The sequence below is a fragment of the Pseudomonas sp. AM4(2022) genome (genome assembly GCF_036346515.1).
GTDB lineage: Bacteria > Pseudomonadota > Gammaproteobacteria > Pseudomonadales > Pseudomonadaceae > Aquipseudomonas > Aquipseudomonas paracarnis.
Genome location: NZ_JAOTNW010000027.1, coordinates 1 through 17296, shown reverse-complemented (window position 1 = coordinate 17296; position 17296 = coordinate 1). Strand labels below are relative to the sequence as shown.

Sequence of the window (17296 nt, the reverse complement as noted above, 5' to 3'; positions counted from 1 at the left end):
CGACCCTACCTTACCGATGTTTTTCCGGCGAAGGAACATCTACGCCACCCCGTGCCGGTTTCGACAACGAGAAAACCGTGAGCGCTCACAACCAGCACATAGGGAATAGTAGGCACCAATCCTGAAATTGCTCAAGGCGCACTCGTCATTCCCCACCGCTGGTGGATATAGAAAGGGCCTCGATCAACCGGTGACCGATAGCCTGAACATTGCCGGCAGTTGAACCTTGAGACGAACTGGCGCTCTTAAAGTCACCTCTAGATGCGCAAAAGATACCCGCCGCAGTAAAGCCAAGCGTAACCAAAGTGCCCCGCTTCGTTATATAAAATTTCATCTATTTACAAGGCTTAACACATGCGGGCCGGCCCTTTCAGCCTGGATCCAATGTCCGTCGAGGTGCAAAAAATTGGACAGTTTTCATACAAACCGCCAAAAGATTAGCCAAAATAGATTCGGCACAAGAAATTTTTTTGCTTCTTGCGCAACGTCAGTTTACTTACTACAAGTAATGGGTAGTATGTACGCCGGCTATTAGCTCACTCTGAGAAAGTAGCCATTAAATTGAAAGTCCTTGAAGGGGAACACGATGAACAACGTTCTGAAATTCTCTGCTCTGGCTCTGGCCGCAGTTCTGGCTACCGGTTGCAGCAGCGTCTCCAAAGAAACCGAAGCTCGTCTGACTGCAACTGAAGACGCAGCAGCTCGCTCCCAGGCCCGTGCAGACGAAGCCTACCGTAAAGCTGATGAAGCTCTGGCTGCTGCTCAAAAAGCACAACAGACTGCTGACGAAGCTAACGAGCGCGCTCTGCGCATGCTTGAAAAAGCAAGCCGCAAGTAATAATCCTTCGGGGTTGTTATCAAGCCGATCCATTTATGGGTCGGCTTTTTTTTGCCTTTGATTTGGCATGTGGGAGCGGGCTTGCTCGCGAAAGCGGTGGATCAGTCAGCATCAATGTTTGCCGGGCCGACGTCTTCGCGAGCAAGCCCGCTCCCACAGGGATATTCGCTCGGGCTTATTATTGAAGATCGAGCGGGGTACTGGACGCCACAGGTGCGCCGCCTGGCACACCAATTTCGGTCGGCAAGCCATCCTCGGCGGCGACCACATCACGCACCTGGTCCCAGTTGACGCGCAGGTTATTGGACAGGTCTTCGCGCTTGAGCAACGCATTGATAACCGCGGTGTGCTTGTCGACCACCGATGGCGTACCGTCATCATTCAACGGCGTGTGGGCCTCAAGGTAGACCTTGCCACCACTGCTGCCGAACTTGTACGCGTCATTGATGATGCGCACTGACGTGCCTACCGGCACCATGCCTGCCATTTCCAACACGTTGTTATTGAACATGCGGAAGCACCCGTGGCTGGTACGCGTGCCGATCCCGAATTTCATGTTGGAGCCGTGGATCAGGTAACCCGGCGTGCCCAGGGTGAACTTGAACGGCCCCAGTGGGTTGTCTGGGCCAGCAGGCACTACGTTGGGCAGCGGGTCACCGTTAGCGGCGTGCTCGGCCTTGATCGAGGCCGGTGGCGTCCAGGTCGGGTTGGGCGTCTTGGCGATGATGCTGGTATGGGCGATCGGCGAACCCCAGCCTTCACGGCCGATGCCCAGGGGGAAGGTGTAGACGACGTCTTGGCCTTTTGGATAGTAGTAGAGCCGGTATTCCGCCAGGTTGATCACAATGCCTTCCCGCGGCCCGGGCGGCAGGATAAAGCGTGTCGGCAGCACAATCTCGGTGCCCGCACCCGGCAACCAGGCATCGACACCCGGGTTGGCCGCAACCATTTCCGAATAGCCCAGGTCGTAGGTGGTGCCAAGGTCGGCAAAGGTGTCTTCGTACTTGGCCTTGATCACTTGGACCTGGCCAACGATGTCCTCACCGGGCGGAGGCAAGGGCAACTGCAAGGCCGCCGCCGAACCCGCCGCACAAAGCGCAGCAAGAGACAGGCAGCAGGTGACGACGGAAAGGCGCGACAACATCCGGAAAATCCTTCGCAAGACGACGGGTAGGTTAAAAGCCAGCTACAAGCTTTCAGCCGCTAGCTTACAGCTTATAGCTTGAAGCTTGCAGCTGCTTCTATAACTCGAAGCGCAGCTCCGGCCAGATCGGCGGCGTGCCGCGCTTTTGCGATTCGAGAATCGCCCGGCACAAAGGGCAGAGTCGCTGGTCTTGGAAAATCGAGCGATTGACCGATGACCAGCGTGGCTGTGCGGGCAATAAAGTGCCGCAGAGCGTGCGATCGATCGAGCCGCCCAGTTCCAATTGACGCGCCACCAAATGCACTCGCACTTCCTGGCAGGCGAACAGGTCCAGCTGCTCGTCCGGCTCGATCAGTTGGTAGTTAAACAGGGACCAGGCAGGGCGCGACATCGAGGGCTCCAAATCGGGGGGGCGCCACCTTAGCCGAAAGCCTGCCGGTAGAAAAGCGTCATAACAGCGGTTTCAGCGTTGGCCAGACATTTTCCAGCAACTTGCCTTGCGCCGCGACCGCTGGGTGCAATTGATCAGCCTGCATCAGCTCTGGATGACCGCCCACGCCCTCGAGGAAAAACGGCACCAGAGGAATGTCTTTTTCCTCGGCCAATGCACCATAGACTTTTGCAAATGCGGTGGTGTATCGAGGCCCGTAATTGGGTGGCAACTGCATACCCAGCAGCAGCACCTTGGCACCGCCGGCCTTGGACTGGTCAATCATCGACGCAAGATTTTGTTTCAATTGCGCCGGCGGCTGGCCGCGCAAGCCATCGTTGCCGCCCAACTCGATCACCACCACGTCCGGTTTGTGCGTTGCAAGCGCCGCGGGCAGCCGCGCGAGGCCTCCTGCACTGGTGTCACCACTGATGGAAGCATTGACCACTTTGTCGTCAAAACCCTCCTGCTTGAGCCGTTGTTCCAGCAACGCGACCCACCCTTTACGGGTATCCAGGCCGAAACCGGCACTGATACTATCGCCAACGATCAGGACTGTACCCGCCGCTGCGTTCTGGGCCATGCACATCAAGGCCAGGCCAGCACTCAAAAACCACACTCGCATCGGATTCTCCATGGGCGCAAGCATTCTCACCGCGCGAAACCTTAGCAAAGTGGTTCCCAGCGCGGAAGGTGAACTGACTATCCTGCACGAACTGAGCCTGGAACTGAACAAGGGCGATAGCCTGGCTATCGTCGGCAGCTCCGGTTCCGGCAAATCTACACTATTAGGCCTGCTGGCCGGCCTCGACCTGCCCAGCAGCGGCGAAGTGACCCTGGCCGGGCAAGCCCTTAGCACCCTCGACGAAGATCAGCGCGCGCGCATCCGTGCCGAGCATGTGGGATTTGTATTCCAATCCTTCCAGCTTCTCGACAGTCTCAACGCGTTGGAAAACGTCATGCTGCCGCTGGAACTTGACGGTCGCAAAGATGCCCGCGAGCGCGCTACCCATCTGCTGGAGCGCGTCGGTCTCGGCAAACGCCTGACCCACTCACCCCGCCAACTCTCCGGTGGCGAACAGCAACGAGTGGCGATTGCCCGCGCGTTTGCCGCCGAACCGGACGTGCTGTTTGCCGACGAGCCCACCGGCAACCTCGACAGCCATACTGGCGAGCGCATCAGCGATCTGCTGTTCGAGTTGAATAAAGAGAGCGGTACGACCCTGGTACTGGTCACCCATGACGAGCGCCTGGCCCACCGTTGCCGACGCCTGATCCGCCTTGAAGCCGGCCTGATGGTCGCGCCCCTGGAGCCTTGATGGCACGTTTGCCGCTGTTGCGTCTGTTCAGTCTTGCCATGCGTCAGTTACTGCGCGATGCCCGCGCCGGCGAATTGCGCGTGCTGTTCTTTGCCCTGCTGGTGGCCGTGGCCGCCAGCACCTCCATCGGCTACTTTGGTGCGCGCCTCAACGGCGCCATGCTGCTGCGCGCCACCGAATTCCTCGGCGCCGACCTGGTGCTCGAAGGCAGCTCGCCGGCCCGTCCCGAGCAAATCAAATCTGGGACCGAACTGGGCCTGGATCACGCTCGCATCGTGGAGTTCTCCAGCGTTATCGCCACCGATAACGGCATCCAACTCTCCAGCATCAAGGCGGTCAACGAGCAGTACCCCTTGCGCGGCGAGCTTAAAAGCAGCGCCGAGCCCTTCGGTACGCAAACCCCGGGCGGTGGTCCCGAACCTGGTGAAGCCTGGGTGGAAGCACGGTTGCTGACAGCGCTGGACCTGAAAGTCGGCGACAGCATCGATGTCGGCATGAAGACCCTGCGCCTGGCGCGCATCCTGACCTATGAGCCCGACCGCGCCGGCAATTTTTACAGCCTCACGCCCAGGGTCATGATCAACCTGGCCGACCTGGACGCCACCGGTGTGGTCCAGCCAGGCAGTCGGGTGAGCTACCGCGAACTATGGCGTGCGCCACAAGGCAGCACAGCGCTGCAAACCTATCGCGACCTGGTCAAACCGGGCCTGGCCGCCAACCAGCGCCTGCAGGACTCCCGCGATGGCAACCAACAGATCGGCGGCGCGCTGGGCAAGGCCGAACGCTACCTGAACATGGCGAGCCTGGTGGCCGTGCTGCTGGCTGGCGTGGCCGTGGCACTGTCGGCCAACCGCTTCGCCAGTCGACGCTTCGATGCCAGCGCGTTGTTGCGCTGCCTGGGCTTGTCGCGCCGGGAAGCCATGCTGCTGTTCAGCCTGCAACTGAGCGTACTGGGCTTGCTGGCGAGCCTGGCCGGCGCCCTGCTCGGCTGGCTGGCGCAATTTGGCCTGTTCTACTTCCTGCACGACCTGCTGCCCGCCGACGTACCGCCGGGCGGGTTGCTACCGGCCGTGGCGGGGATTGGCACCGGGCTGGTCGCCCTCGCCGGCTTCGCCCTCCCGCCGCTGGCCGCACTGGGTCGAGTACCGCCGCTGCGGGTATTGCGCCGCGATTTGCTGCCTATTCCTTCAAGCACTTGGATGGTCTACGGCGCGGCGCTGTTTGCCTTGGGCCTGATCATGTGGCGCCTGAGCCTGGACCTGGTATTGACCTTCGCGTTACTCGGCGGCGGTGTAGTTGCTGCGCTGCTCCTGGGCGGCTTGCTGCTGTTGTTGCTGCAGAGCCTGCGGCGGTTACTGGCTCGTGCCTCCCTGCCATGGCGCCTGGGCCTGGGCCAGTTGTTGCGTCACCCGTTGGCGGCTGCAGGCCAATCCCTGGCCTTTGGCTTGATCCTGTTGTCCATGGGGTTGATCGCGCTGTTGCGGGGAGAATTGCTCGACACCTGGCAAAACCAGTTACCCAAGGATGCGCCCAACTACTTCGCCCTGAATATCCTGCCAGCCGACAAGGATGCCTTTGGCACCCGCCTGCTGGACGTACAGGCACAAGCAGCGCCGCTCTACCCGGTGGTGCCGGGGCGCTTGATCAGCATCAATGGCGAACCCGTGCAGGAGATTGTCAGCAAGGACTCCAGTGGCGACCGTGCCACTCAACGTGACCTGAGCCTGACTTGGGCAGCCGACTTGCCAGCGGGTAACGTCCTGACGGCAGGTACCTGGTGGTCGGCGCAACCCACTGACGGGGTTCCTGGCGTGTCGGTGGAAGCCAAAGTGGCCGAGAGCTTGAAGCTCAAGCTCAACGACCATCTGTTGTTCACCATCGGCGGGGAAAACCGTGAAGCGCGGGTCACCAGCCTGCGCACCATCAACTGGGATAACTTCCAGCCCAACTTCTTCATGATTTTCCAACCGGGCACCTTGAAGGATCTGCCCGCGACCTACCTCACCAGCTTCTATCTGGCTCCCGGCCATGACCAACAGATCGTCGACCTGTCACGGGCCTTCCCGGCGGTCACTATCCTGCAGGTCGAGGCCCTGCTGGAGCAGTTGCGCAGCATCCTCGCCCAAGTGACGTTGGCGGTCGAATACGTGCTGTTGTTTGTACTCGCGGCGGGCATGGCAGTGTTGTTCTCTGGCCTGCAGGCCACCCTGGATGAACGAATCCGCCAAGGTGCATTGCTGCGCGCCTTGGGTGCCGAACGCAAGTTGCTGGTCAAGGCCCGACGCATCGAATTCGGTCTGTTGGGGGCGGTCAGTGGCTTGCTGGCAGCACTGGGCACCGAACTGGTGACCTGGGTGCTGTACCGCTATGCCTTTGACCTGGCGTGGCATCCCCACCCGTGGTTGTTACTGCTGCCCGTGATCGGTGCCGTGCTGATTGGCGCTGCCGGGGTATTCGGCACGCGTCGTGCACTGAATGCCAGCCCGCTGACCGTATTGCGCGAAGGTTGAAACCCGGATGGCACGCACCCAGCCAAGGGTACGTGCCATCAGGCGGCTTTCACATATTCGATCTTGGTGATCCACCAGCACACCTCTCCGCTGGGGGTTTGTACGATTGCCTCGTCGTCCACCTCCTTGCGCAGCAGGGCCCGTGCCATGGGTGAGTCGATGGAGATGTAATCCATGCGATCATAAATCTCGTCATAACCCACGATGCGAAAACGCTTGGTCTGGCCCTGTTCGTTTTCGATTTCGACCCATGCACCGAAAAATACCTTTCCCTCCTGCTCGGGCATGTACTCCACCACACGCATGTCTTCCAGGCGTTTGCGCAGGTAACGCACCCGTCGGTCGATCTCCCGCAACAGCTTCTTGTTGTACTGGTAATCCGCATTTTCACTGCGATCTCCCAGGGAGGCGGCCCAGGTCACTTTGCGTGTGGTATCCGGGCGTTTCTCTCGCCACAGGTAATCCAGCTCTTTTTTCAGCGCTTCATGACCTTCTTTGGTAATCAGCTTGGTACTCAAACGCTTGCATCCCCAGGCAATGTCCAATGGTGCCGATACGCCAGGGCATCATGCCCAGGCAGCGGCTGGCTGGGCATGATGATAAATGAACCCTGGAAAGTATCCAGGCCGACGCCCCATTACCTTACCCATGCCCCTCCAGCACTTGATCCAATTCAAGCAGCGTGCCTTGCATACGCTGGCGCATACCCGACAACTGCAACATCATCATCGCCAGCTTTTCGGCCTTCTGGCTGACCTCCAGCCCCTGCTCCTGCAAATAGGTATGGCGCTGCTCAAGTTCACGGCCCTTTTCTTCCAACTGGCTCTGCTGCTGTTGCAATCGCGCCTGCCACTGTTCAAGCATTTGCTCCTTCTCTAGGACCGCGCATTTTTTTTGCGTCAGTTCCTGGGCAACTTTGGCCAGATTGCTCAGCGCACTGTCCATTTCGAGCAAAGAGGTATGGTCCAACTGGGCAGGCGGGTCCAAGGGTTCGGGCTCCGGCTCAGGTGGCTCCAACCGCAGGTTGTTTGGCTCAAAGTGACTGTCATCTTGTTCAACAGGAACAGGAGACGCACTAGGCTCAACCTGCTCCTGCGGTATCGCGACCAGCGACCGCGCCGGTTCTTCAACGGTGTCTTCATCCATAGGCTGCGGCGCAGTCGTGGCTGAGCGCGGATTTCGCGGCGGCGCAACCATTTGCGACGAGAAGCGAATGGACGGCACGATCACTGCGCTGCTTTCGATCGCAGGCAACGCCGGGGCCGACATGCCCAAGGTGATGACCTTCATGACCAAAGCTTTCTTGATGATCACCGAGTGATGATCCTCTGGCCTGGCAGGCGGCAACCGGCAGCCTTTCAAATCAATGAAATGAAAGGGCACCTGGGGTTCGGCAATCGGCGTTGTCTTCGAGCCGGCTGCCGCTGCCATCGTCAGGATCTGTTTGAAGACTTGCATGGCTAATTGCAGGTCCTCTTTGGAATCAACGCCTCCCAGGAAATACCGGTCAATCTTTTTACGCAGTGCCGCGATATAGACCCTGGAGTGACCGGGCTCTGCTTCCTCATCCAGGCTATACACCAGAAAGTTGGACGCCGTTTGCGTCACAGCAAACCCGCACAACAAGGCGCCGTTAACGGGCTTCCCTTCATCGTTGCGCTCAAGAACAAGAGTACGTAGAAGCATCATGGCAATCAGGCCTCATTACAAAAGAGAAAACCTTATATAAACATCAGATAAACATCTGGGCATTAATAAGTATTCAAAACAAAACAATTGTTTCAGCGGATTATCGGGCCGAACGTAGGATTCTTCTTATTAATCATACTTCGCGTTCCCAAGCCTTCATATTGAACGTACCCTTTTTAAAGCACTTTCCCCTACAGCCAGCCCCTCTCACACGCCCTGCAAAACTTATTCGGTAAAACCATGATCGAGATAAGCAACCTGACAAAACAGTTGGGCAAAACACACCTAATCAGTAACTTGTCCTTCTGTGCCCAGCGCCAGGAGTGTGTGGGCTTGCTGGGAGAGAGTGGTGCGGGAAAAACAACGCTGTTGAGCTTGATCGCCGGGGCGATCAAGCCGACTGCCGGGCAAATCATTATTCAAGGCTTCAATACCCATACCCACTCAATTCAAGCCAAAAAGGTCATTGGCTATCAACGCCAAGGCGGCCTCGACCATCACACGATGTCCGTCAAAAACATGCTCAATTTCATTGCTGCCATTCGCGGTTTGAGCGGGATGGAAAAACGCAGCCAGGTGGCGCAGGTAGCCGCACGACTGGAACTGCTGCCCGTACTCGACTGCCCCATCAACGTCCTTTCCCTTGGTTTGAAGCGCAGAGTGGCAATGGCCCAGGCGCTCCTGCATTCCCCAAGCCTGCTGCTGCTGGACGAACCCACAGAAGGGCTCTGTCCTGATCAACGCCTCAAGTTCCGGGCACTCATCCAGTCCCTGAGCGAGGAAATGACCATCATCATCGCCTCCCGCCATTACCAGGATCTGGCGGACGTCTGCACCCGTGCCTTGGTTATCGCCGGTGGTCGCCTGGTGGCCGATGCCTCGCTGCCCGACTTACAGCGCAGCTCCCGGCACTTCCAGGCCGTCACCCTCGCGGCAGACGCCCCCCTGGATTTGCTCGCGTTGGCCGTATTACCCGGCGTCGCAGGCATCGAGGAAGACCGGCATGCGCCCGGCAAGGTGACGGTACTGGCCATGCCCGGGCATTCCATCTTTCCCTCGATCAACGCGCTTATCACCCATCGCGGCTGGAACATCACGTCAATGAATCTGGAGCCGGGTCGCCTGAACGATGTCGTTCACCATCTGAGCCAAGAGGTAACACCTTGAGACTGCTACCTGTCATTTTCAAACGACAACTGGCCAGCTATGCCTGCGCCCCCAGCACTTACCTGAGCGTGGCGGTTTTTCTCGCACTGTGCGCAGCGCTGGGACTGCATTCCAACCAATGGATGGAGCGAAACAGCAGTGATTTGCAGGCTTTTTTCGAACTGCACCCCTGGCTCTATCTCCTGCTGGTCCCCCTTTTATCGACGCAGTTGTGGTCGGATGAATCCAACGCCAGCTTTTACGACACCCTGAATGCCTTGCCTGTCACCTCGATGGAACGGGTGATCGGAAAATTCATCGCGGCATGGACTGTCTGTGGCATTGCGCTGATGCTTAACTTCCCCCTGGTGATTGCCGTGAATTATCTGGGCACGCCTGACAATAGCGTTATCGCCTCACAATTCCTGGCCAGTTGGTTACTGGCGGGAAGTTATCTTTCCGTCGGTTGTTTCATCTGTGTACTTGCGAACCAACGCCTGCTGATTTTCTTTTTCACGCTCGGCTTGTTGCTGACCGCCAGTGGGCTTTCGTCAGTACTGGATGCACTTGAACAACAAGCACCGATATGGATTATCGACAGTTTGATGTCCCTGGATCCCATTGCCCGCTTCAGCGCGATGGATAACGGCAAGCTCACACTGCAGGACAGCCTGTACTTTATCAGCATGATCGTTGCTTTTCTGTTTGCGACCACCCTCACACTCAATTACAAAAACAGCTGAGAAAAGGAAAACCACTGATGGGATCCGCTTTTCGTGCAGGTATGACACTTCTCGTCATATCACTGCTGTTTCTGGCATTCAATCTAGTCTGGGTACCCAAACTGCCCACTGTTCGCTGGGACTTTTCCGAAGAAAAAATCCACACCTTATCGCCAGCGGCGCAGCAACTGCTGCTGTCACTTGAAAGCCCACTGGATCTGTATTACTTCAATACCCTCAATGCGCCGCAAAAAAGCCAGGCATTAGAACGTTATGGCCGGCGCGTGGAAGACGTGCTCAAGGCGTTCGAAAAAGCGGCAAACGGCCTGATCAATTTACATATCATTAATCCCGCGCCCTTTTCTGAAGATGCCTACAAAGCCAGCTTGTTTGGGCTTGATGACACACAAGGATTCCTTGGCCTTATCGGCACCCGCACTGGCCAGGGCGCCCAACGCATCGAAGCGTTCCGCCCTGAGCACGAGCCATTACTTGAATATGAGATCAGCCACCTGATCTATAAGTTGGGGCACCCTGAGCGTGCCACTATCGGCCTGCTGTCGGGACTGACGTTAAACAAACCGGCCAGCGAGTTGCTGGCGTTGATGCGCGAGCAATTCAACGTGGTGGAATTAGCTGCCAACATCGCCCAGGTTCCGTCATCCATCGCGACATTGATGGTCGTACAGCCGCACGCTTTACCTGAGCGAGCGCTATATGCCATTGAGCAATCGGTATTGAAAGGCACCCAGTTGATGATGTTTATCGACCCCGTGAGCGAGATGGGCGCTGACGCCGTGTCAGAGAACGCCAGGATGGAGGGGCTGCTAAACGCGTGGGGCATCCATATGCCCGCGGATAAGCTGTTGGTCGATAACCTCTATGCCTCATCAGCCACGCCCGGCCCGGGAATGCCCCGGGTACTGCACCCGGCCAGGCTACACCTTCCATCACAGGCCATAACTACGACGGATATCAGCGCCTGGGGGCTGGACGCCGTGATGGTCTCAAGCAGCGGCGCGCTTTCCCTGGCCCCCAAGAGCCGTTCACTGTTGACCCCGCTTCTACTGAGTTCACGGCAATCGGCCCTGCTGGATGCAAAACGCTTTGGCTCGGCGACGACATTCGACTCACTGATCGATGAAACGGCGACTTCAGGGCAGCGTCATGTGATCGCTGCGCGTGTTGAAGGGCCCGCTTACTCAGCGTTTCCCGACGGCTTCAAGGGCCAGCCGCCTGGGCTGCAAAAAGCAGAACTGATCCAGATGGTGGTCGTGGCCGACACCGACTTGCTCGCGGACACGGTCAGCCATGCACGCAACGGCAACGCGCAGTTTGTATTGAACACATTGGATAACCTGGCGGCGCCCGAAGCACTCAAGCGCATTCGACCCCGTGTCATGCGCCAACCGTTGCACAGGCTGGATCACATGCGCGACGAAGCGGCACAGGCGTATCGGAAAAACTCGCTTGAGCTCCAGCGACGACTTGAGCAGACAGAGCAAGCATGGCGCGAGTTGAACCCAGCGCACACGCAGCTTATCACCCAGGCGGTGGATACCAATACGCAGTTGCAGGTACTCAACAAGGAGCGCCTGCAGTTGCCCATCGAGTTGCATGCACTCAAGGCGCAGGCCTATGCCCCGGTGCAGCGTTTCGAGCGACAGCTCAAAGGGCTGATGGTCGCGCCTCTACCGCTACTGCTGTGCCTGATTGCCGGGTTACTGTTCCTGTACCAGCGCAAGCGTCGGCTCCTCGCACTGGCAACCTTTCACTAGTCGCTCAGCGACGGGCAATCAGCCCTTGCCGGGCAATGCGCGTCAGTTGGTGGATCACCTCATGGGCGTTGCTGGCACTCGGAGCCTGAATCACTGCCAGGTCGAAACTGTCGCTGGCAAAACGGGCCAGGGAATCGCCGTCCTCAACAAACTGGATCAGGAACGCCGAAGGCCGACCGGAACGGCGTGGCCAGCCATCCAGATAGCGCAGCAGTGTCGGCTGGTGCTTGCCGCCTAGAAGGATTTTCGGATTGCGTTGAGTCAGGTCCGCGGTGATCGGGGCCAGGCGTATGAGGGGGCGTAGTGCATTCATCGTGTCGTGTCTCTGCCTCAAAAGTCTGCGGGCAGGTGAGAGGCAACACCGAACCAGCGCTTTAGCGGTATTTCGAAGAACGCCCTGCGTGAGCAAGCGTGCTTCTGTCGGGCTGCATTGAGTCCCAGTGGCGCCCCGCAATTAGCTGTTTAAATCGGCGCATGAGCAGCATCCTAGAGAAGCCGGTGGGGCAGTGTCAAGAATCCCGGGCAACGAAAAGGCCCGCATCAGCGGGCCTTTTGTGCAGCTTGCTAAACGATCAGTGAGTGATCGCGCGGTCGACAGACAATTTGCCCGCACCTTCCAGCAACACCGCCAGCGCGCCGCCGAGCAGTGCCAGTGCGAACTCATATCCGTTGTTGGCCATGAACAGCCCGTTGTGGATGTGTACAGAGAAGATAGCCACCAGCGTCAAGAAGGTCAGGCCCAATGCAGCAGGGCGAGCCAGCAAACCGATGATCAGGGCCAGGCCAGCGAAGAACTCGGTACCGCCCGACAGCAGCGCCATCAGCGTGCCCGGCGCCAGGCCGATACTTTCCATCCATTGTGCGGTGCCCGCGAGGCCACCACCGCCAAACCAGCCGAAGAGTTTTTGCGAGCCGTGGGCAGCGAAGATGATGCCGACGAAAATGCGCAGAATAGTCAGGCCATAGCCGGCGCGAGTGGACAGTACACGGGTAATCATTGGGCTCATGGGGCAAATCCTTTTTCAGGTAGGGGTTGGTTGGCCGCTATATTAATCAGTTTAAGCAATGATAAAAGCCGAAATATTGCCTAATCGACATCTAAAAATTCGATTATTTACGCGATGCAATTTTAGCCGCAGGCGGCTCCAGAGACTCGCGCTCCCGATCGAACGCCAAATAATACTTGTTGACGCTATTAACATAGCTGACGCCGCCCATCCCTACCTGCTCCATGGCAATGCGTTCAACCTGGAAGAACCACTGATTGGGGTTAAGCCCACGGCGCTTGGCCTCGGTGCGCATGCCCTGCACCCGCTCCGGCCCCATGTTGTACGCCGCTAGCATAAAGGCCATGCGCTCACGCTCATTGAGCTTGGGGCTGGCGAAAAACTTGCGTCGGATCATCGCCAGGTAACGTGCCCCGGCTTGCACATTATTGTCGAGCGTCTCGATATTGTTGACCCCCACCCGTTGGGCCGCCGACGGCGTGATCTGCATCAGACCGGTAGGGCCGCCGCTGTTTCGTGCGCCTGGGTCCAGGGAAGACTCCTTAAACGCCAACGCCGCCAGGTTCAGCCAGTCCATACCTTGCTCACGCGCATGTTTTTGCAAAACCGGGCGCAGTTTTTCCAGGCGCTGACGGTCAGCCCGCGCCAATGGGTTACGGACCTGGTAGAGGCGTCGATAGATACGCTGGAATGCCACATCCTGGTCGGAAGGCGTGTGATAGGTCTTGAGAAACCGATCGATGCTGGCACGCAGCATCGACGCGTCTTGACGCACAAACCAGAACTCGTCGCCTGGCTCGCTGATGACGACCTGCTTGTCAAAGCGCAACTTGGGCAGGATTTTCGACCAGCGTTGGGCAATCGGTTTTTCCACGATCGTCAGGTGAAAAATCCCGGCCTGCACCATCTCCAGGACATCTTCCACCGCCAGGCTCGGGTCAACCCATTCCACTTTCACCGGTGGGCGCTTGTGCAGGGCCAGCTTTTGATTGACCTGACTGATAGCGTCCACCGCCGCACTACCGGTGGTCAGCGTCACCGTGCGACCCGACAGTTGCTCCAGCTTGGTAAAGCGTCGCTCACCCTTGACGCCCACCAGCCACAATGGCACATCGCTGACAATCGGGGCGCTGGCGCTGACCTTGTGCACGCCCTTCACATCCAGCAACTCACCGGGCGCCACCAGGTCACCTTCACCACGGGCCAGCGCACCGAGTAACTGGTCCTTGGCCTTGGGGATGATCTTGAGGTTGATGGCCTGCCCATCACGGGCATGGCCGTTGAGGTACTGCTCGAAGGCGCGCAACCGATGGTATTCGACACCGATGGCCTGGCCCTGCACTTCACCGGAACTGTTGCGGCTCTGGTTGACCAAGACGCGCAGGGTGCGGCTGGAGCGAATTTGCGCCAGGTCGCGGACCTTGCCGGGCTTGGCCACTTGCAACGGCCCATCAAGACGCGCGACCGCCACCATGGGCAGCAGCAACGCCAGGCACAACATAAGCAACGCCGAGGGTCGGATCATCCGCTCTCCGGAAAGAAAACTGGCCAGCGCCTGCGCGAATTACGCAGTGCTGGGGGTCAGAAACAGAGCGCTTTATGCGCTGGCAAGGCGTGCAACGGCGCCACGGTGGCAGGCAATCGGCCCACCACAATGTCGCTTGCGACGTTCAAAGACAGCGTTAACGCATTGTAGTTCTTGGTTTTTCTTATCAATCTACAGCTCTGATATGCTTTCCGGCCGCAGGCGGAGATAGCACCATGCAACTCATTGATATTGGCGTCAACCTGACCAACCCCAGTTTCGACGAGAGGCACCCGGCCGTTCTCGAACGCGCTTACGCCGCTGGCGTGCAGCAATTGGTACTCACCGGCACCAGCGTCGAGGGCAGCGAACAGGCCCTGCAACTGTGTGTGAAACTCGACGAAAGCGGCCAGCGCCTGTTCAGCACCGCCGGCATTCACCCCCACTCTGCCAGCGACTGGAACAACGACAGCGCCCAACGCCTGCGCAGCTTGCTGGGCGACAGCCGAGTGCGCGCCGTGGGTGAATGCGGCCTGGATTTCAATCGGGACTTCTCCCCTCGCCCACAGCAGGAAAAAGTCCTCGAAGAACACCTGGCCCTGGCGGTCGAGTTGCAACTGCCGGTGTTTCTCCATGAGCGCGATGCCAACCAGCGCCTGCTGGAGATCCTCAAAGACTACCGCGACCACCTGCCAGCCGCCGTGGTGCACTGCTTCACCGGTGAACAGGCAGCACTGTTCAGTTACCTGGACCTGGATCTGCACATTGGCATCACGGGTTGGATCTGCGACGAACGCCGTGGCACTCACCTGCATCCGCTGGTCAGGGAAATTCCCCGAGGCCGTCTGATGCTGGAAAGCGATGCGCCCTACCTGCTTCCACGCACCCTGCGCCCCAAGCCAAAAAATGGTCGCAATGAGCCGGCGTACCTGCCCGAAGTACTGCGCGAAGTGGCCCTGCACCGTAACGAAACGGTGGAGGATCTGGCGCTGCACAGCACCGCCTGCGCCCGCCGCTTTTTCGGCTTGCCTGCCATCGATTAATGCGGCCCATTGACCCATGTCAAAAGCGCTTTTCTGAATAGCGGCACAATAATGGCACCTTGCCAATACTGTTTCCGCTATCAGAGAAAACCTTCCATGGGTGCCTGGCTTAGCAATATCTCGCTCAAATACAAATTCTGGGCCGTCAATGCGGTCGCCTTCATCACCACCCTGCTGCTGGTGCTGTACGCCGTACAGCTTGAACAACAGGCGCGCAGCCAGGCGTCGCAGGCATCGGCCCAGGCCCAGGGACGCTTGCTCAGCGCCTGGCCAGCCGACAGAACCTTGCCCACGGGTGAGCACTGGCTCGCATTTTCCAAAGGCCAGATCCCCCAGGATCTGCCCGCCCTGAGCACTGCCAACGGCTGGACTGAACTCAACCACATGCCGTTGTTCGGTGAAAACCCGCTGATTGGCGCCGAGGTGATCAGCCGGGCCGACGGCCAGCAAGTCGCAGTCCTCGCCTACGCGCCGAGCCTGAGCCAAGTGTTCAATGAACGTTTCGCCCGCTACGCCGTCGCTGTGGCAGTGCTGATGCTGGCCATGCTCGGCGCCTCGCAGTTGTTGATCCGCTTCCTGCTCAGCCAGCTCAACACCCTCAAGGATGTGATGCTGCACGTTGAAAAAACCGGCGACCTGTCGGCGCGGGTGCCGTTGGCCTGCAAGGATGAAGTCGGCCAGATGGCCTGTGCCTTCAACGCCATGCAAGCCGGCTACCAGCGCGTGGTCAATACCGTGGCACGCACCGCCCGGCAACTGGACGACGGCGCCGCACGCCTGGCCAGCAGCATGAACGAGGTGCAACACGGCATGCTGGGCCAGCAAAGCGAAACCGACCAAGCCGCCACCGCCATCAACGAAATGACCGCCACCGTCTACCACATCGCCCAGCACGCGGGCGCCACCCGTGACTTGTCGCAGTCCGCCGACACTCTCGCCGGCAGCGGCCAGGCAGTGGTCACCCGGGTACAACGTTCGATCGCCGGGCTGTCCAGCGGCGTACAGCAGACCGCCGAAATGATCCAGAAACTGGCCGAAGACAGCCAGAAAATCAACGGCGTGGTCGGGGTGATCCACAGCATCGCCGAACAGACCAACCTGCTCGCCCTCAACGCCGCCATCGAAGCCGCCCGCGCCGGGGAAATGGGCCGCGGTTTCGCGGTGGTCGCCGACGAAGTGCGCAACCTGGCCAAGCGCGTGCAAAGCTCCACCGACGAAATCACCCGCATGGTCTCGGCGCTGCAAGCCGGCACCCGCGACGCGGTGGACTTCATGCAAGAAAGCTCATTCAAGGCCGATGATTGCGTGCAACAGGCCCAGGAAGCCGGCCTCGCGCTGGCTGAAATTACCGGCGCCGTGGCACAGATGCGCGAAAGCAACACCCAGATCGCCGTGGCCGCCGAGCAACAAAGCCATGTCGCCGAAGAAATGAACCGCGCCGTGGTGAGCATTCGCGATGTGACCGAAAACACCGTGCATCAAACCGTGGCGTCGGCCACCACCAGCAATGAACTGGCGACGTTGGCCGGGGAGTTGAGCAAGGCGATTGGGCAGTTGAAGTTGTAAGACTGTTCCAGCTGTAATCCGACTCCTACGACCAAGCTTCGGTTTACCTGAGGTTAAGACGAAACTTCCTCGCTATTTCCGCGCATAACGCCGACTTCTTTTACCTGACAACCGCTGCAAAGTCCCTCGCCTGATCAAACAGTGCGAGGGATTGCAGATGGCGGTGTTCGTTAAAGCCCTGGTGGATGGGGCTGTCTCTTGATCTCGGTACTGGCCAACCTGGTGCTGGTGCCCATAGATCCCGAAGCGCCGAAGGTTGAGCGCGTATTCGCGGATTTCCGTACCTGCCTGAATACCTTTGATAAGTGGGCCGACAGCTTCTTAAGTGGTTCGGCACTTAGCGTGGAGCAGGTGTTCAAGGTTGGGGAAGACGTCGCACTGGTCGCGCCGATCTCTTCCGACAAACCCAGCCGCACCGTCGCTCAATGCAAAGCCCAGGGTGGGCTGACGCTGGTGCATCTGTTCGAAAGTACGCAGTTCGTGCCTATCGGCAACACGCCCGTGATGCTGCAAGCCGTTGCGCCGGACGGCAGCCCGGTAGGTGCGCCACTGCATCGGACCATTGGCCCCAGCGGCATT

Annotated in this window: 17 protein-coding genes; 9 read left to right on the top strand and 8 right to left on the bottom strand. The window is 58.8% G+C overall.

All coding sequences use genetic code 11. The features are described from left to right. Window positions 1-586 precede the first annotated feature (586 nt). The gene (gene oprI, locus ODQ19_RS25040) at window positions 587-838 is read left to right on the top strand and encodes an outer membrane lipoprotei OprI (RefSeq protein ID WP_003172710.1); all 252 of its coding nucleotides are present in this window, start codon (window positions 587-589) and stop codon (window positions 836-838) included. Window positions 839-1016: 178 nt separating this feature from the next. Here the strand turns inward: oprI and ODQ19_RS25035 are convergent, their stop codons facing one another. From ODQ19_RS25035 to ODQ19_RS25025, 3 genes are all read right to left on the bottom strand, one after another. Continuing rightward, a complete protein-coding gene (locus ODQ19_RS25035; protein ID WP_116665467.1) occupies window positions 1017-1982 on the bottom strand; it encodes a L,D-transpeptidase family protein in 966 nt (321 codons plus the stop codon). A gap of 97 nt (window positions 1983-2079) precedes the next feature. Further along, entirely contained in the window at window positions 2080-2373 is a 294-nt protein-coding gene (locus tag ODQ19_RS25030) for a hypothetical protein (protein ID WP_003189866.1), read from the bottom strand. Between the two features lie 58 nt (window positions 2374-2431). Further along, window positions 2432-3037 carry an arylesterase gene (locus ODQ19_RS25025; RefSeq protein ID WP_165861593.1) on the bottom strand — a complete coding sequence of 202 codons (606 nt, stop codon included), beginning with the start codon at window positions 3035-3037 and terminating at the stop codon, window positions 2432-2434. A gap of 10 nt (window positions 3038-3047) precedes the next feature. Here ODQ19_RS25025 and ODQ19_RS25020 point away from each other — a divergent pair, with 10 nt between their 5' ends. After that, complete coding sequence (locus ODQ19_RS25020; protein WP_116665465.1) at window positions 3048-3731, top strand: ABC transporter ATP-binding protein; 684 nt, start codon at window positions 3048-3050, stop codon at window positions 3729-3731. Further along, entirely contained in the window at window positions 3731-6241 is a 2511-nt protein-coding gene (locus ODQ19_RS25015; RefSeq protein ID WP_330211509.1) for an ABC transporter permease, read from the top strand. The genes ODQ19_RS25020 and ODQ19_RS25015 overlap by 1 nt, the downstream gene beginning before the upstream one ends. A 38-nt stretch (window positions 6242-6279) precedes the next feature. Here ODQ19_RS25015 and greB read toward each other — a convergent pair whose 3' ends face one another. Then, entirely contained in the window at window positions 6280-6759 is a 480-nt protein-coding gene (greB, locus tag ODQ19_RS25010; RefSeq protein ID WP_116665641.1) for a transcription elongation factor GreB, read from the bottom strand. Window positions 6760-6883: 124 nt separating this feature from the next. Then, a complete protein-coding gene (locus ODQ19_RS25005; protein ID WP_330211508.1) occupies window positions 6884-7930 on the bottom strand; it encodes a hypothetical protein in 1047 nt (348 codons plus the stop codon). Between the two features lie 240 nt (window positions 7931-8170). Here ODQ19_RS25005 and ODQ19_RS25000 point away from each other — a divergent pair, with 240 nt between their 5' ends. The 3 genes from ODQ19_RS25000 to ODQ19_RS24990 are packed head-to-tail and all read left to right on the top strand — an operon-like array spanning window position 8171 to window position 11576. Continuing rightward, window positions 8171-9097 carry an ABC transporter ATP-binding protein gene (locus tag ODQ19_RS25000; protein WP_116665635.1) on the top strand — a complete coding sequence of 309 codons (927 nt, stop codon included), beginning with the start codon at window positions 8171-8173 and terminating at the stop codon, window positions 9095-9097. Beyond that, window positions 9094-9819: an ABC transporter permease gene (locus ODQ19_RS24995; RefSeq protein WP_330211507.1), complete on the top strand. Its 726-nt coding sequence runs from the start codon at window positions 9094-9096 to the stop codon at window positions 9817-9819. The genes ODQ19_RS25000 and ODQ19_RS24995 overlap by 4 nt, the downstream gene beginning before the upstream one ends. Window positions 9820-9836: 17 nt before the next feature. Next, window positions 9837-11576 (top strand): Gldg family protein, encoded by a 1740-nt coding sequence (locus tag ODQ19_RS24990; protein WP_330211506.1) that lies wholly within the window; start codon window positions 9837-9839, stop codon window positions 11574-11576. Window positions 11577-11580: 4 nt separating this feature from the next. Here ODQ19_RS24990 and ODQ19_RS24985 read toward each other — a convergent pair whose 3' ends face one another. From ODQ19_RS24985 to ODQ19_RS24975, 3 genes are all read right to left on the bottom strand, one after another. Continuing rightward, window positions 11581-11889 carry a hypothetical protein gene (locus tag ODQ19_RS24985; RefSeq protein ID WP_003189853.1) on the bottom strand — a complete coding sequence of 103 codons (309 nt, stop codon included), beginning with the start codon at window positions 11887-11889 and terminating at the stop codon, window positions 11581-11583. A 259-nt stretch (window positions 11890-12148) separates the two neighbouring features. Continuing rightward, window positions 12149-12583 carry a DoxX family protein gene (locus ODQ19_RS24980; protein WP_073523419.1) on the bottom strand — a complete coding sequence of 145 codons (435 nt, stop codon included), beginning with the start codon at window positions 12581-12583 and terminating at the stop codon, window positions 12149-12151. A 103-nt stretch (window positions 12584-12686) separates the two neighbouring features. Then, a complete protein-coding gene (locus tag ODQ19_RS24975) occupies window positions 12687-14108 on the bottom strand; it encodes a transglycosylase SLT domain-containing protein (RefSeq protein WP_330211505.1) in 1422 nt (473 codons plus the stop codon). Window positions 14109-14344: 236 nt separating this feature from the next. On the opposite strand from ODQ19_RS24975, the gene ODQ19_RS24970 reads away from it, so the two are divergent. The 3 genes from ODQ19_RS24970 to ODQ19_RS24960 form a co-directional block, all read left to right on the top strand. Then, window positions 14345-15151: a TatD family hydrolase gene (locus tag ODQ19_RS24970; RefSeq protein ID WP_116665639.1), complete on the top strand. Its 807-nt coding sequence runs from the start codon at window positions 14345-14347 to the stop codon at window positions 15149-15151. A gap of 96 nt (window positions 15152-15247) precedes the next feature. Then, window positions 15248-16717 (top strand): methyl-accepting chemotaxis protein, encoded by a 1470-nt coding sequence (locus tag ODQ19_RS24965; RefSeq protein ID WP_330211504.1) that lies wholly within the window; start codon window positions 15248-15250, stop codon window positions 16715-16717. 198 nt (window positions 16718-16915) lie between these two features. Beyond that, a partial coding sequence (locus tag ODQ19_RS24960; RefSeq protein ID WP_330211503.1) for a hypothetical protein occupies window positions 16916-17296 on the top strand: 381 nt, incomplete at its 3' end.

What these genes read in the sequence shown, in the direction of transcription:
- ODQ19_RS24965 (WP_330211504.1), top strand. Translation starts at nt 15,248, where the DNA reads ATGGGTGCCTGGCTTAGCAATATCTCGCTCAAATACAAATTCTGGGCC.
- ODQ19_RS25035 (WP_116665467.1), bottom strand. Translation starts at nt 1,982, where the DNA reads ATGTTGTCGCGCCTTTCCGTCGTCACCTGCTGCCTGTCTCTTGCTGCG.
- ODQ19_RS25030 (WP_003189866.1), bottom strand. Translation starts at nt 2,373, where the DNA reads ATGTCGCGCCCTGCCTGGTCCCTGTTTAACTACCAACTGATCGAGCCG.
- ODQ19_RS25025 (WP_165861593.1), bottom strand. Translation starts at nt 3,037, where the DNA reads ATGCGAGTGTGGTTTTTGAGTGCTGGCCTGGCCTTGATGTGCATGGCC.
- ODQ19_RS24970 (WP_116665639.1), top strand. Translation starts at nt 14,345, where the DNA reads ATGCAACTCATTGATATTGGCGTCAACCTGACCAACCCCAGTTTCGAC.
- ODQ19_RS24985 (WP_003189853.1), bottom strand. Translation starts at nt 11,889, where the DNA reads ATGAATGCACTACGCCCCCTCATACGCCTGGCCCCGATCACCGCGGAC.
- ODQ19_RS25020 (WP_116665465.1), top strand. Translation starts at nt 3,048, where the DNA reads ATGGGCGCAAGCATTCTCACCGCGCGAAACCTTAGCAAAGTGGTTCCC.
- oprI (WP_003172710.1), top strand. Translation starts at nt 587, where the DNA reads ATGAACAACGTTCTGAAATTCTCTGCTCTGGCTCTGGCCGCAGTTCTG.
- ODQ19_RS25000 (WP_116665635.1), top strand. Translation starts at nt 8,171, where the DNA reads ATGATCGAGATAAGCAACCTGACAAAACAGTTGGGCAAAACACACCTA.
- ODQ19_RS24990 (WP_330211506.1), top strand. Translation starts at nt 9,837, where the DNA reads ATGGGATCCGCTTTTCGTGCAGGTATGACACTTCTCGTCATATCACTG.
- ODQ19_RS25005 (WP_330211508.1), bottom strand. Translation starts at nt 7,930, where the DNA reads ATGATGCTTCTACGTACTCTTGTTCTTGAGCGCAACGATGAAGGGAAG.
- ODQ19_RS24980 (WP_073523419.1), bottom strand. Translation starts at nt 12,583, where the DNA reads ATGAGCCCAATGATTACCCGTGTACTGTCCACTCGCGCCGGCTATGGC.
- ODQ19_RS25015 (WP_330211509.1), top strand. Translation starts at nt 3,731, where the DNA reads ATGGCACGTTTGCCGCTGTTGCGTCTGTTCAGTCTTGCCATGCGTCAG.
- ODQ19_RS24975 (WP_330211505.1), bottom strand. Translation starts at nt 14,108, where the DNA reads ATGATCCGACCCTCGGCGTTGCTTATGTTGTGCCTGGCGTTGCTGCTG.